Raw genomic sequence first — 12,512 nt, 5'->3', positions numbered from 1 at the left:
TTTTTCTTGAATTTTACTGAATTATAAAATATATTTTTAACTGAGGCGTTAAAAATTTATTAACGCCTCAATGTTCAAAAACTATCAAAAGATAAAAAATGGTTTTTATCCATAAAAAGAAACGAGTTGTAAAAAGTTACTAATAGATTTGTTCTATTATATAAATTGAAATTTATGATATAGTTTTGAAAAAAGAAGAAAAGAGAGAATTATGAAAAAAAATGATAAAATGCGATTACATATGCTATTAGAAGAATTTTGGAATTGGTTTGGCTATACCAAGGAAGAATATGCTCAAATGAATATGCAGTTTGATCCGGGAGAATTTATGTTTCCTAAATGGGAAGAACTTATTAAAAATATTAAATATTATATTAGTCAAGGAACTGATGACGAAGATATCATTGATGACATTTTAACTGTAATGGCGTTAGATAACGAATCAGAAAATGTATTAGATGATATAGTAGAAAATGCTAATGATGAATTTTGTCTAAAAATTATAGAAAAAGGTGTAAATCATATTCAACATGAAGCTAGGTGGCAAGTGGCTGAGATTATATTACATAGGAAGCCCGATAATGCAATTAGATGGCTAGATGAATTGATGTTGGATAAAGATGATTATGTAAAAAAACGTGCTGAAAATGCTAAGGATTTGTATGATGAGGTTCTATAAAAATGCTGTCGAAAATCAACGTTTAACCAATTCTATTCGCTGAATTCAAATTTTAAATTCTGTATACAAAAGTAAATTCTGCTTCCTCTTCAGAAGTGTATATTATTAAAAACTTCCTTAAATGAAAAGAAAATGTCCACTTAAGGCGGTTTAGTCGAAGTAACCTTTGCAGAAAAGTGGAAATTAGTCCTGCATAAGGTGTATAACGATAATAAGATATCTGCCTGCGGATCAGGAGGAAACTTATGGATTCCAGATATCAAAAACACTTGCCTTTACAGAACCGATACGACATAGAGGAAGGTCTGAACCATGGTTATACATTGACCCGTATTGCAGAGCTGCTCGGAAAGGACAAAACAACAATATCAAAAGAAATTTATATATAATATTGAAAGGGTAATATCCGCTTATCAGGACGTAAGTTTAGGAGAATAGAAGACGATTAGTGGGTGGAAATTGGAATTTCATTCAAGGGAGTAAGCCTATGGCAAAGAAGATCATTTCAAGTTCTTAGAATTATGGTAGAATAAAAAAACGGAATGTTAAATCAAACAATTAAAGAGAATGTTTATGAACGGAATATGAAGGAAGCATCTTTCGAAGGAGAAAACTATGAAAAAATTTAATGAAAATTATGTTCTGCTAGAGGACATGATTCATGATGATTACTATCCCAAATTTTTGGTTGAAAAAGTAAAAACGTTGATTGTACCAGTGATTAAATTGCTGGAAAGCGGAGAAACAAATAAAGAGACTATACAAAGCAAACTTGATGAAATGACACTTGCAATCAATGATCTGCAAGAAGAATTTGATGAAAATAACAGCGAAATCGAAACCGTAGCAAGGGATAGTATCGGGGTTACAATCGGGTATATTTTGGACTGGTTCTGTATTGATATTGATATGGAAACAGCAATACGGGAGAGAGACTGGTAATGCGCCTATTTCTCGGGGAGTAGAGCAAATTGCTTCGTGAGCAATGGATTTAGTAAAGTGTGTAAGTTGTCGCTAACGAGACTATGAAAAAAAGGACCTGTTGACAAACTCACTTTTTCAGCGTTTATTTCTACATGTCTTTTTGAAATATCATAAAACGGCTGGTAAATTCAGTTATTCAAACTGCTTTTACCAGCCGTTTTAGATTTAATGCCGTTGCTGATAAGAGGCATTCTTCTGTCGCTTTCTGAAGGCCTCTTTTCTGGATTTTATTCAATTTATGTTCTCTTTTTAAAACTGAGAATGTTCCTTCTGCCCATATCTTCCTAAGACGCATGGCCCTCAAATAATCACTGGTCCCCACTTTCTTGCTGTTTTGATAAAAAGAGGGATAATAAGCACTTGCATTGATTCTGACTGTACCGAGATCTGTAGCACAAGCGGAAAAATCCGGACAGTTTTTACATTGTTTCTTTGAACGGCTATATAAACGGTAATAATTCTGTGTTGACTTTTTATAAATTAATTTCTGAAATGCTAAATATTCTCCCTGTCTACATACAAAGCGATCTGTTTCTTCCTCATAACAAAATCCCTTTTTTCATTGCATTGTTCTAATATTCACGGATAGCTGTATAACCTTGAACCCCTAATAACTCCAGTCCTCTGTGTACTGCTCCTATATCATATCCGCCATCTAATCCAATTTCCTGATATTTACAAGGCTGTCCTTTTAAATGTTCCAGGATAATATCACTTTCCCTCCGGTTAGCAGGGTAGCAATCCACACCGGTAATAATTCCATGACTGGTATCCACTGTCACCTCCGTCAGATAACCCAGTCCCTTTTTACGAGCCTGATAGATATAACCACACTCTGGATCTGTCCGGCTTTTTAAAGACTCTTTTTCTCTTTTTACATTTTCCGGTTCTTTATATCCAGGCATGGATGAAATCTCTGCTTCCAGTTCTTCCATATATTTTACAGTGGATTGTTGGACTGTTTCAACCGCCTCATAGCGACTGTCCCAGGATACATTGGACGGAAGGAATGAACCATCCGCAACACCAGTTTCACCCGATACGATCCCAAACTCTATACACTTCAGTACGATCTCATTAAAAATTTCCCGGAATATGTCGGCCTCCTGAAAACGCCTTCTTCTATTCTGGCTAAATGTTGAATGGTCCGGTACTTTATCCATCAGATCAATTCCGCAAAACCAGCGGTAAGCAAGGTTAAGAGATACTTCTTCCTCAAGCCTCCGTTCTGATTTGATCCCATAAAGATAACCAATCAGAAGCATTTTTATCAGAACAACGGGATCAATCGATTTTCTGCCAACATGAGAATAATAGGGAGCCGCCTTTTCGTATATGAAATCAAAATTTACACAGTTTTTAATCCGTCTCAGAAGATGATTCTCTGGAATCATAGAATCTATGTCAAGGATTACCATCTGGATTTGTCCGCTTTGTTTTCCCATCATAAAAATGGCCTCCTGCAATTGGTATAATAAGTATACCATACAGAAAGCCATTTTTCTTTAGTTTGTCAACAGGTCCAAAGTTTCACACACTCGCTGTGGAATACTTAAAGATCAGTGAAATTGCACCCCAGCTACAGAGAGTATGCAGCTTTGTTCACATCCTCATCTCTCAAAGCTTCACGAAATAGTTTTATTTATATAAGCAAACAAGATCCTGTACAAGCATCTCTCCATTTGTAAATTGAATTTTATTATTGCTCAAAAATCCATCCGTAGATTGTATTGTATTTTCAGCAATGGATATTTTCCATATTTTTTCAAGATCTTTTTTGAAACTAATATAAATATCATTTTTTAATGGTTCAAATACAATTGTACACAGAGTATTCTTCTGACTGGTTTGCCTCAAAACCTCAAAGGCTTTGTTTCTGTCAAAGCTGTGAATATTATTATGTAAATATTCATAAGCACAAATATATCTGTCGGCACCGACCCCATATACTTTATTATAATTTGTTTCTTTAAATTTCCCGTTTGCAAAATTTGTCATGACAATAAAATCATCAGAAATAGGACTTATAATATTTGTACCATTTCCTTCTTCCAGGATAAATGCATCGCCCGTTTTGTCTGCAATCATAGTATGCAGTCCTAAATCTGGGTATAATGGATTTCTGGGATAGGAGATTACTCTTTGATTAAGAATTTCAAAAAATTCCGAAGATTTTCTTGCTTTCTTTAACACCTCATCAAGAATATCAAAGGCAGACCAATCATTTGCATCGCAACCAGGCTTAAAACCTGGACCATATTCTACCGCTTGCGTACAGATAAAAAGACCTTCGCTATTAAATCCTGCGATATCCCTGTATTTGTTTTCTATTAAAGCTGAAAAGTAAAAAAAGTTTTTACCCTGATAACAATCGACCTTTAGTTTTAAATCAATTTCATCAGTATCGAAATTCATACCATAAACAGCTCCTTTTTTATGGTATACTGCAAAACTTGTACACATTTCCGAACCACCTTCAAATATTTTTTATACTTTAACAATATCATGGGATATTACGATGAGTCAACCTCTAAGATTTTTCGTAATTAAAAATGTTCCACTTTGGTTTGGCATGGCAATTTGCATTAGATTTGAAAATATATCATTTCATTACCGGCAGTAAGAAATCAGCAAGGAAAATTTTGGTTAGACATTTTGCCATTATCATGTATAATTTTAGTATAAAGTTGGGGGAGTGCCATACCAGCCAAAGCCAGATATCCTTAGATGAATTGAACAATTGCAGCAGAAGATATTCATCATTACGCGCATCCTCTTTCGTGAGGAATAACGTGGGTTCTGCGAAACAGGCGGGAGCCTATGCGATACTATGGGTGAGATGGATAAATAAATATATTTATATATAAAAGGCGGATAAAGTGTTGGAGAATATACTGGACGATATAAATCGGAATTTATTTCACATAGATGCAGTAGAGAAAATAACAAATGGATATACAGAAAATGACCTGAAAGCCGATCCAAAACTGATAAAAAAATGGATCATCGCTCTGAAAAACAGCGGGCAGGAGGAACAGTTTTGGAACGCAGTCATCCCAATAATGACAGAAGATTCGTTCTCAGAAGATTCCCTGGATTACTTTTTGTCTCACAAAGTAGGCTGTATCAGCCTGGCGCATAAAAACCTTCCGGATAAGTGGCTGAAAAAATTAATAGTATTTGACGATGCTGCTCTGTACCGGTTAGCCGTCAGATATTATACAGATGAAAGTATTCCTGGATCAAAGTTTATCGAAGCTGCGCAAAAATATATTATTAATTCTCTGAATTTATTTTCCTATCTGAACGAACTGTATCCAAGCACAAAGCAAAGGATGCTTTTATATCTAGGAAGGCAAAGTTCAGATAATTCAGTCTCAGCTTATGCGGCCGGATATTTAGAATCGCTCAGGCTCAGATATGTAGATGAAAGTGAGGAGTTACAAAGAGCATATCAAAAAGCCGGAGATAATGACGCAATTTTGTTTGCGTTGGCTGAAAATATATTCACACCGCAGAGTATTCTTCAGGATTTGGGAAGAACAGCTAAGATAAAAAATGCTTCAAAAATAAGAGTAGCAGCCAATGAAACCATAAGACTTCTAAAAATGATCAATCCCCAATAAGTCCCTGTATAAGGAGGCGGACCTGCCGTGCACACAAATTATGTTCATGCAAAAGAAAGAAATATTCGTGCATTAAAATCTCTGGATCAAGGAAATTTTTTAGCCGCACAGGAACTGTTCCGTCAGAATGCAAAAGAATTTCCCGGTTATAAAACCTGGAATAATTTAGGAATGTATTATTATACACAAGGAAGAGAGCTGAAGAGCGGAAAGGTTTACAATGCCGATCGGCTGGGCATTCATTTCTTAACAAATGCATTGGCGGAAAAGGAAACTGCATTTATCTTAACAAATCTTGGAATTGTTTATGACGAAGTGGCACAATACGGAGATAGAGATGATACAACCGCTTTAAAATATCTGAGCCTCGCCTTTGAAGTCCAGCCTGATTTCTGCCATGAATACAATAAAGCAGCATGTCTCTTCCACTATGAAAAATATGAAGAGTCATGTTCCATTTTGATGCGGCTGAATGGCGTTACAAATAGTGATGCGAAAGAATTATCACATGAGCTGAAGATAAAGGTCTCTTTGCTGTATTCAATACTATATGCAAAAGGTAAAAAATATTTTAAAGCGTATATTCGTGACATGGAGTTGGAAAAAGAACTAGAACTATTTGACTGCTTTGTTTTAACCTATTCCTGCGGAGAGTATGAACACGCCAGATATTTTTTGAATAAGATCCTGGAAGAAACATCCTCATGCCCTTATGCTGAAATGGCTGCCGACTGCTGTCTGAGGACAGACTATAAAAACAGGCCGGAGGATTTGGCTGTATATTTGTCCGGCTATGCAGCGGAAAGCAGATATCTGCTGAAAAAAATAATTTATAATCAGGAGTACAGAAAAAAGAAAATAGGCGGATACATCTATCGCCCAAGATTATATGTGCCATGCGGATATTACGGCTGCCCGGTCCCAGAGCACCATTCACCGGAATTTTAACCATCCATTTTTACCCTGAGAGAAAGTACCTGAAAAAGCGCATTTTCTCTCAGGGTCATTTTTTGGAATAAAGAGTCCGGCTCGCCGGACTCTCGCGCCGAAACGCGGTCGCTTTAGCGGCCATATTTCTTTAGCGCGCAGTGCGATACCCCGGAGGGTTATGTTTCATAGGGAACGAAGTTTCCTATGAAATGAAAGAAAAACTTTTCGCCCCTTCCTGAAGCCCTCATTTTCCCATAAAATTTTTTCCATTCAAGACATATCTCCCCCATCCGCTCATATATTGTGATAAATGGTCTGAAAGGGGGAGGCGTAAAATGGGACAGGAAGAACAGCTCTATCAGCTGTTTCCGGAAAAACTGAAACGGCTGCTGGTGCAGGCGGAAATACCTTTTGAATCGCTTCAGGAACTGCGTCTGCGGGCGGAAGAACCGGTGATCGCGGTGGTGGAGTCCGAGGAGTGGTATCTGCAGGAAGGCGGCGGCCGCACCAGGCAGGTAAAAAATGCCTTTCGGGCAGGCCGCAGGGACTTACAGGAAATACTGGAGCGGGCGGGGAAATATTCACTCTACGCCTATGAAGAAGAGTTGCGCCAGGGTTATCTGACGCTGCAGGGAGGCCACCGCATGGGAATCTCCGGCAAAGCGGTCCTGGAACAGGGGACAGTGCGCAGCATCAAATATGTGTCATTCCTGAATCTGCGCATCGCCCACCAGAAAAAAGGCTGCGCGGACCAGCTGCTTCCTTTTTTGTACAACCGGGACGGGCATATCTGCCAGACCCTGCTGATCGCTCCCCCTGGGGGCGGAAAAACCACTGTGCTGAGAGATCTGATCCGTCAGGTTTCGGACGGGAATACATATGGCAGAGGGGTCACGGTAGGAGTGGTGGATGAGCGCTCAGAACTAGGTGCTTGTTACATGGGAACGCCCCAGAACGATCTGGGCATGAGGACGGACGTGCTGGACTGCTGCCCGAAAGCCCAGGGGATGCTGCTTTTGCTCCGGGCCATGGCCCCTCAGGTAATCGCAGTGGACGAAATCGGAAGCCGCAAGGACCTGGAGGCCATTGAATATGTGAACCACTGCGGATGCAGCATTATTGCCACCGTCCACGGCGCGTCTGTGGAGGATATCAAGGTTCGGCCCGTCCTGAGGGAAATGCTGCAGGAGCGGCTGTTTGAACGCTATGTGGTGCTGGGCAGCCGGAAGCGCCCCGGAGAAGTGCTGCAGATTTTCGATGACAGGGGGACCTTGCTGACGGGAGTGAGGAGTCTGAAATGACGGAGTGGAAAGTGCTGGGGGCGGTTCTGGTGGTGGCAGGTTCAGCGGGGCTGGGCATGGGAGCCGCAGCCAGACAGAAGAAGAGGCTGGAAGACTGCCGGCAGGCGCTGCAGCTTTTGTTACTGCTGAAATCCGAGCTGAGCTGTACCGGGGCCTGTCTGGAGGACGCGTTCCGCCAGATCGGGGGGCGGATGCCGGAGGGATGGAAAAATTTTCTGAATCAGCTTTCCGGCCGGATGCAGGAAATGCAGACAGGCTCTCTGGCAGCTTTGTGGTCGGAATGCTGCAGGGAATTTTTAGGACAAACCTGCCTGTCGTCCTCTGATCTGCAGCGTGTCTCGGAATTTGGAAAACACCTGGGCTATCCAGACCTGCAGCTGCAGCTGAAGCTTTTAGATTTGGACATACAGGAGCAGGAACGGGTCTGCAGCCAGATTGCGGAGGAACTGCCGGAAAAATGCCGGATCAGCAGGACACTGGGAATTTTCGGAGGAATTATGCTGGCAGTGATGCTGATATAAAGAAGTGATGGGAGCTGCATATGGAAATTAATTTAATTTTAAAAATAGCGGCAGTGGGCGTAATGGTCTCCGTCATCTGTCAGATATTAAAACACAGCGGCAGGGATGAACACGCCTTTTTTGTCAGCCTTGCGGGGATGCTGCTGGTGCTGTTCTGGCTGCTGCCTTATATTTCGCAGCTGTTTGAAACGATTCAGAAAATGTTCGGATTGTGAGGCGTGGGATGGTTCTGATAGGTTTGTTCGGCATTCTGGCCGTGCTGCTGGCAGTGCAGCTGAAAGGGATGAAGCCGGAATATGGAATATATCTGAGCCTGGCGGCAGCTGTGGTGATTTTTGCGGTGGGAGCCCAGAAACTGGAAGGGGTTATAGAAGTTTTGTCCAGGCTGCAGCAGTATCTGCCGGTATCTGCAGAGTACCTCCAGGTACTGCTGAAGATGGTGGGAATCACCTATCTTTCCGAATTTGCCGCAGGAATCTGCAAAGACGCGGGATACCAGGCAATCGGCTGCCAAATCGAAATGTTCGGTAAACTGATGATCCTCGCGCTGAGCATGCCCATTGTCATGGCGCTGATGGAAACGCTGGATACATTCCTGCGGTGAAAGGAGGGAATATGCCGGGATGGAAAAATTTCATAACAGCTGCCGTATGCTGCCTGATCTTCCTTTTTTGTCCGGGACAGGCTGTCTGGGCGGAAGAAAGCGGGGAGAATGATCCTCTGTCCGGCTATTCTTTTGAAGAAGTGCAGCAGGTGCTGGAGGACAGTCTGGACGGGGACGCAGTTTCTTTTCGCGAGCTGGTGCAGCAGATGATCAGCGGCGAGACGGGAGGAACAGGAGATATCTGGAAAAAAATCTGGGATGCCCTTTTTTCAGAACTCAATGCAAACCAGAAGGTATTGTTTCAGGTTCTGCTGATCGGGACAGTAGGCGCTGTTTTTACCAGTTTTTCCGCAGCCTTTGGAAAAGGCGGCGTGTCGCAGGCTGCGTTTTATGTAGCATATATTATGATGATGACTGTATTAATGGCTGGATTTTACACAGCATCACAAATTGTGAAAAATCTGCTGCAGAATCTGGTGACATTTATGCAGGCGCTGGTCCCAACCTACTTTATGGCTGTGGCCATGACAGGGCAGACAGTGACTTCCGCCGCTTACTATCAGATCACGGCGGTGGGGATCAGTCTGGTGGAATGGGCTCTTTTATATTTCGGCCTGCCCGCAGTGCGCATCTATATGGTATTTGGCCTGGCCGGTCAGCTGGCAGGAGAGGACGGGCTGTCCAAGCTGACAGAACTGCTGAAATCTGCGCTGTCCTGGGGAATGAAAACCATTGCCGGCGCCATGTTTGGCCTGCAGATCATCCAGAGCATCCTGCTGCCTGGCATTGATTCCGTGAAATCCGGGACAGTGATGAAGGCGATCCGGGCGATTCCCGGAATCGGAAACAGCGTGGAATCTGTTTCTTCCATGGTTTTGGGAACCGGTGTTCTGATTAAAAACGGGATCGGCGCGGCCGCGCTTGTCATATTACTGCTGATCAGCGCAGTTCCTGTGGTAAAGCTGCTGGTCCTGACTTTGAGCTACCATCTGGCTGCTGCTCTGGTTCAGCCAATTTCTGATTCCAGAATGACAGAATGCATCAGCGTGGCGGCATCTGCTATGGGGCTGCTGCTGAAAATAGTGCTGACCGCAGTGCTGCTGTTTTTCCTGACAATCGCTATTGTCTGTGTGACTACAGGAGGAAAGGTGGGGTGATATGGATACTTTTTTTGGCTGGGTCCGGGGAATCGCCTGCTACCTGCTGCTGGTTTCGCTGCTGATGCTGCTGCTCCCCTCAGAACAGTACAAAAAATACATGAAACTGGCTACCGGATTGGTTCTGATCCTTCTGGTGATCGGTCCCGCCCTGCGGCTGCTGGGGCTGGAAGATAAAGTATCTGAGTATTATAACAGTTTTCAGCAGCTGATCCCGGCAGAGGGAGCGGAAATTCCTGAGGCGGAGCTGGAACAGGAAGCTGCGGAAGCTGCGGTCAGAGCCTATGAGTCCTGGATCAGGCAGAAATCTTCAGAACTGGCAGAGGCTGCAGGATATCAGGTGACCAGAATGGAGACAGAACTGTCTGAAGAAAAAGAAACACTGGGGGAATTAAAAAGACTGTATCTCCGCGTGCGCACGGCGCCAAAGGATGAGAGACTGGTGGAACCGGTGATCATTTCTTCCGGGACCGGCGGGAAAGCTTCGGCGGAAAGCCTTGGCGTCCGCAGTCTGAAAAGGAGGCTGGCAGAAGCGTTCAGTCTGGAGGAACAGGCAGTCCTAATTGAGGAGGGAAAATGAAAATTCAAGGAAAATTCAAGAAAATCTGGGAGGGCTGGAAAGAAAAAATCGGGATGCCGCGAATGCTTCTGCTGCTGTTATGCGGGATTGCCCTGCTGGTGCTGTCCTGGCCCTTTTCAGGAAAAAAAGAAACAAATCCTCTTCCTGTAGAACATACTGGAACGGCACAGACCAGCATGACTGAGGATCAGTATGCGGAATGGCTGGAAAAAAAAGCAGTCAGGCTGCTGGAATCCATGGAAGGGATCGGCAGGGCAGAGGTGGCGATTACCCTGAAGGCCGGAAGTGAAAAGGTAGTGCAGAAAAATGTGCAGAGTTCTCAGTCGTCCCTGAATGAAGTGGACCAGGAAGGCGGAAGCAGGGTATCCCAGGAGTTTTCCCAGAAGGAAGAAGTGGTGCTGGCGGAAGGATCTCCTTATGTGATCCAGGAAAAGAAGCCAGAAATCGCCGGAATTGCCGTATGCGTAAGAGGAGCGGATTCTCCGTCCGTAATTTCTGAAATCAGTGAAGCAATGCAGGCATTATTTGATGTCCCTGCTCATAAAATTAAAGTACTAAAGATGGAATAACAGGAAAAGGAGCGGTTGGAGTTGAAAAAAATCTTAAAGAAAAATCAGATCATCATTACAGCGCTGGCGTTAATGATCGCCATTGCAGGGTACCTGAATTACGCAGGAAAAAATACCAGTCTGGCGGGAGGAAAACCGGAAGAAAGCACGCAGAGCACTGAAGGTACATATACAGGGAATTTCCAACAGGTGTCGGATGATGACGTGCTGGCGGAAAATCAGGCCCTTCAGAACGCTACCGGCGCGACAGCCCCTTCGGAATCCCAGGATGATCCCTTGCTGACAGACGGTTCCGATATCGCCAGTCTGGACGATCCCGACGAGGGCCAGGCAGCCGCGGGCCAGCCGGAGGAGGGCCAGGGGCAGGAAGTTTCCGGCAGCACATCCACTCCGGGAACAGCCGTATTGGCCAGCGGTATGACAGTAACAGATTTCCTGGCGCAGGAACGGCTGAACCGGGAACAGGTGCGCGGAAAGAATAAAGAAGCGCTTCTGGAAATCATCAATAATGAAAATATTGCGGAAGACCAGAAACAGGCTGCGGTAGACAACATGGTGAAGCTGACTGAAATCGCAGAAAAAGAGAATCTTGCAGAAACATTGCTTCGTTCCAAGGGGTTTGAAGACGCTGTAGTGACTATGAACGAAGGCCAGGTAGATGTGGTGCTGTGCAGAGCTACCCTGACGGACGCAGAGCGGGCGCAGGTAGAAGATATCGTAAAAAGGAAAACGGAACTGGGAGTGGAAAATATAGTAATCACGCTGATGGAGTTAAAAACAGAATAAAATGTTTGCAAAAAGGCAGAAAGATGGTATAATATACACAACGGGGTGAAATTCGTTGACGAATGGAGGTACAATCGTGGCAAAGGATATGGAAAAGAACACTTACAAGATACAGAGCGGAGACGGCATCGGCGAAGTGCAGATTGCAGACGAAGTCATCGCCATTATCGCCGGCCTGGCTGCGATGGAGGTCAAAGGCGTGGCGTCCATGGCTGGGAATATAACAAAAGAACTGGTGAGCAAGCTGGGCATGAAGAATTTATCCAAGGGTGTGGAAGTAGAAGTGATCGGGACCACCGCTTCGGTAATCCTTTCCCTGAATCTGGAATATGGATACAGCATACCTGCAGTGTCCGCCAAGGTGCAGGAACGGGTGAAGGCGGCGATACAGAATATGACGGGGCTGGAAGTCCTGGATGTGAATATTCGGATCGCCAGTGTGGAATTACCATAACAGGGTCCGGGACGGGTGCCAGGAAACTGGCGCCCTTTTCATGTTGCATATGAAACTGCGTTCCCTATGCAACATGACCCTCCGGGGGATGCGCACTACGCGCCGGGGAAATATGGCCGCTAAAGCGACCGCGCTTCGGCGCGAGAGTCCGGCGAGCCAGACTCTTTATTCTTGCATATGAAACTGCGTTCCCTATGCAACATGACCCTCCGGGGGATGCGCACTGCGCGCCGGGGAAATATGGCCGCTAAAGCGACCGCGCTTCGGCGCGAGAGTCCGGCGAGCCAGACTCTTTATTCTTGCATATGAAACTGCGTTCCC

At 44.1% G+C, this 12,512-nt stretch carries 16 protein-coding genes and 1 pseudogene; 14 read left to right on the top strand and 3 right to left on the bottom strand.

What is annotated here, in order from left to right; all coding sequences use genetic code 11:
- The first annotated feature begins 211 nt into the window (after positions 1 to 211).
- The 3 genes from EV209_RS06390 (at position 212) to EV209_RS06380 (ending at position 1,621) form a co-directional block, all read left to right on the top strand.
- Positions 212 to 679, top strand: a complete 468-nt coding sequence (locus EV209_RS06390; protein WP_130434260.1) for a hypothetical protein — start codon at positions 212 to 214, stop codon at positions 677 to 679.
- A 245-nt stretch (positions 680 to 924) separates the two neighbouring features.
- Entirely contained in the window at positions 925 to 1,068 is a 144-nt protein-coding gene (locus EV209_RS06385) for a helix-turn-helix domain-containing protein (RefSeq protein ID WP_243647522.1), read from the top strand.
- A 226-nt stretch (positions 1,069 to 1,294) separates the two neighbouring features.
- Positions 1,295 to 1,621, top strand: a complete 327-nt coding sequence (locus tag EV209_RS06380) for a DUF5713 family protein (protein WP_130434258.1) — start codon at positions 1,295 to 1,297, stop codon at positions 1,619 to 1,621.
- 178 nt (positions 1,622 to 1,799) lie between these two features.
- On the opposite strand, the pseudogene EV209_RS16955 reads toward EV209_RS06380, so the two are convergent.
- The 3 genes and pseudogenes from EV209_RS16955 to EV209_RS06365 all read right to left on the bottom strand — a co-directional run.
- A pseudogene (locus EV209_RS16955) lies at positions 1,800 to 2,171 on the bottom strand (transposase); the annotation flags it as partial.
- A 64-nt stretch (positions 2,172 to 2,235) separates the two neighbouring features.
- Positions 2,236 to 3,111 carry a transposase gene (locus EV209_RS06370; RefSeq protein WP_165388837.1) on the bottom strand — a complete coding sequence of 292 codons (876 nt, stop codon included), beginning with the start codon at positions 3,109 to 3,111 and terminating at the stop codon, positions 2,236 to 2,238.
- Between the two features lie 190 nt (positions 3,112 to 3,301).
- A complete protein-coding gene (locus EV209_RS06365; RefSeq protein ID WP_130434254.1) occupies positions 3,302 to 4,126 on the bottom strand; it encodes a C45 family peptidase in 825 nt (274 codons plus the stop codon).
- Positions 4,127 to 4,545: 419 nt separating this feature from the next.
- Between EV209_RS06365 and EV209_RS06360 the strand changes: the two genes are divergently transcribed.
- From EV209_RS06360 to EV209_RS06310, 11 genes are all read left to right on the top strand, one after another.
- Positions 4,546 to 5,289 (top strand): hypothetical protein, encoded by a 744-nt coding sequence (locus tag EV209_RS06360; protein WP_130434252.1) that lies wholly within the window; start codon positions 4,546 to 4,548, stop codon positions 5,287 to 5,289.
- A 27-nt stretch (positions 5,290 to 5,316) separates the two neighbouring features.
- Positions 5,317 to 6,237 (top strand): tetratricopeptide repeat protein, encoded by a 921-nt coding sequence (locus EV209_RS06355; protein WP_130434250.1) that lies wholly within the window; start codon positions 5,317 to 5,319, stop codon positions 6,235 to 6,237.
- Positions 6,238 to 6,554: 317 nt separating this feature from the next.
- A complete protein-coding gene (gene spoIIIAA, locus EV209_RS06350; protein ID WP_130434248.1) occupies positions 6,555 to 7,520 on the top strand; it encodes a stage III sporulation protein AA in 966 nt (321 codons plus the stop codon).
- A complete protein-coding gene (locus tag EV209_RS06345) occupies positions 7,517 to 8,041 on the top strand; it encodes a stage III sporulation protein AB (protein ID WP_130434246.1) in 525 nt (174 codons plus the stop codon). The genes spoIIIAA and EV209_RS06345 overlap by 4 nt, the downstream gene beginning before the upstream one ends.
- Positions 8,042 to 8,061: 20 nt before the next feature.
- Complete coding sequence (spoIIIAC, locus tag EV209_RS06340; protein ID WP_130434244.1) at positions 8,062 to 8,256, top strand: stage III sporulation protein AC; 195 nt, start codon at positions 8,062 to 8,064, stop codon at positions 8,254 to 8,256.
- Between the two features lie 8 nt (positions 8,257 to 8,264).
- Positions 8,265 to 8,645, top strand: a complete 381-nt coding sequence (locus tag EV209_RS06335; RefSeq protein ID WP_130434242.1) for a SpoIIIAC/SpoIIIAD family protein — start codon at positions 8,265 to 8,267, stop codon at positions 8,643 to 8,645.
- A gap of 11 nt (positions 8,646 to 8,656) precedes the next feature.
- Complete coding sequence (locus EV209_RS06330; RefSeq protein WP_130434240.1) at positions 8,657 to 9,802, top strand: stage III sporulation protein AE; 1,146 nt, start codon at positions 8,657 to 8,659, stop codon at positions 9,800 to 9,802.
- A gap of 1 nt (position 9,803) precedes the next feature.
- The gene (locus EV209_RS06325; protein ID WP_130434238.1) at positions 9,804 to 10,382 is read left to right on the top strand and encodes a stage III sporulation protein AF; all 579 of its coding nucleotides are present in this window, start codon (positions 9,804 to 9,806) and stop codon (positions 10,380 to 10,382) included.
- Entirely contained in the window at positions 10,379 to 10,951 is a 573-nt protein-coding gene (locus EV209_RS06320; RefSeq protein ID WP_130434236.1) for a SpoIIIAG-related protein, read from the top strand. The genes EV209_RS06325 and EV209_RS06320 overlap by 4 nt, the downstream gene beginning before the upstream one ends.
- Before the next feature lie 21 nt (positions 10,952 to 10,972).
- Positions 10,973 to 11,737 (top strand): SpoIIIAH-like family protein, encoded by a 765-nt coding sequence (locus tag EV209_RS06315; protein ID WP_330520852.1) that lies wholly within the window; start codon positions 10,973 to 10,975, stop codon positions 11,735 to 11,737.
- Positions 11,738 to 11,825: 88 nt separating this feature from the next.
- Positions 11,826 to 12,191: an Asp23/Gls24 family envelope stress response protein gene (locus EV209_RS06310; RefSeq protein WP_408609009.1), complete on the top strand. Its 366-nt coding sequence runs from the start codon at positions 11,826 to 11,828 to the stop codon at positions 12,189 to 12,191.
- The last annotated feature ends 321 nt before the right edge of the window (positions 12,192 to 12,512 follow it).

Source organism: Cuneatibacter caecimuris (assembly GCF_004216775.1).
Taxonomy (GTDB): Bacteria; Bacillota; Clostridia; order Lachnospirales; family Lachnospiraceae; genus Cuneatibacter; species Cuneatibacter caecimuris.
Note: the sequence above shows the minus strand (reverse complement) of the source record. Positions and strands in the feature narration are given on the sequence as shown.

Excerpts from the sequence above, each read along its gene's own strand:
- EV209_RS06335 (WP_130434242.1), top strand. The coding sequence starts at position 8,265 with ATGGTTCTGATAGGTTTGTTCGGCATTCTGGCCGTGCTGCTGGCAGTG.
- EV209_RS06390 (WP_130434260.1), top strand. The coding sequence starts at position 212 with ATGAAAAAAAATGATAAAATGCGATTACATATGCTATTAGAAGAATTT.
- EV209_RS06385 (WP_243647522.1), top strand. The coding sequence starts at position 925 with ATGGATTCCAGATATCAAAAACACTTGCCTTTACAGAACCGATACGAC.
- EV209_RS06310 (WP_408609009.1), top strand. The coding sequence starts at position 11,826 with ATGGAAAAGAACACTTACAAGATACAGAGCGGAGACGGCATCGGCGAA.
- spoIIIAC (WP_130434244.1), top strand. The coding sequence starts at position 8,062 with ATGGAAATTAATTTAATTTTAAAAATAGCGGCAGTGGGCGTAATGGTC.
- EV209_RS06365 (WP_130434254.1), bottom strand. The coding sequence starts at position 4,126 with ATGTGTACAAGTTTTGCAGTATACCATAAAAAAGGAGCTGTTTATGGT.
- spoIIIAA (WP_130434248.1), top strand. The coding sequence starts at position 6,555 with ATGGGACAGGAAGAACAGCTCTATCAGCTGTTTCCGGAAAAACTGAAA.
- EV209_RS06330 (WP_130434240.1), top strand. The coding sequence starts at position 8,657 with ATGCCGGGATGGAAAAATTTCATAACAGCTGCCGTATGCTGCCTGATC.
- EV209_RS06325 (WP_130434238.1), top strand. The coding sequence starts at position 9,804 with ATGGATACTTTTTTTGGCTGGGTCCGGGGAATCGCCTGCTACCTGCTG.
- EV209_RS06320 (WP_130434236.1), top strand. The coding sequence starts at position 10,379 with ATGAAAATTCAAGGAAAATTCAAGAAAATCTGGGAGGGCTGGAAAGAA.
- EV209_RS06345 (WP_130434246.1), top strand. The coding sequence starts at position 7,517 with ATGACGGAGTGGAAAGTGCTGGGGGCGGTTCTGGTGGTGGCAGGTTCA.
- EV209_RS06370 (WP_165388837.1), bottom strand. The coding sequence starts at position 3,111 with ATGATGGGAAAACAAAGCGGACAAATCCAGATGGTAATCCTTGACATA.
- EV209_RS06380 (WP_130434258.1), top strand. The coding sequence starts at position 1,295 with ATGAAAAAATTTAATGAAAATTATGTTCTGCTAGAGGACATGATTCAT.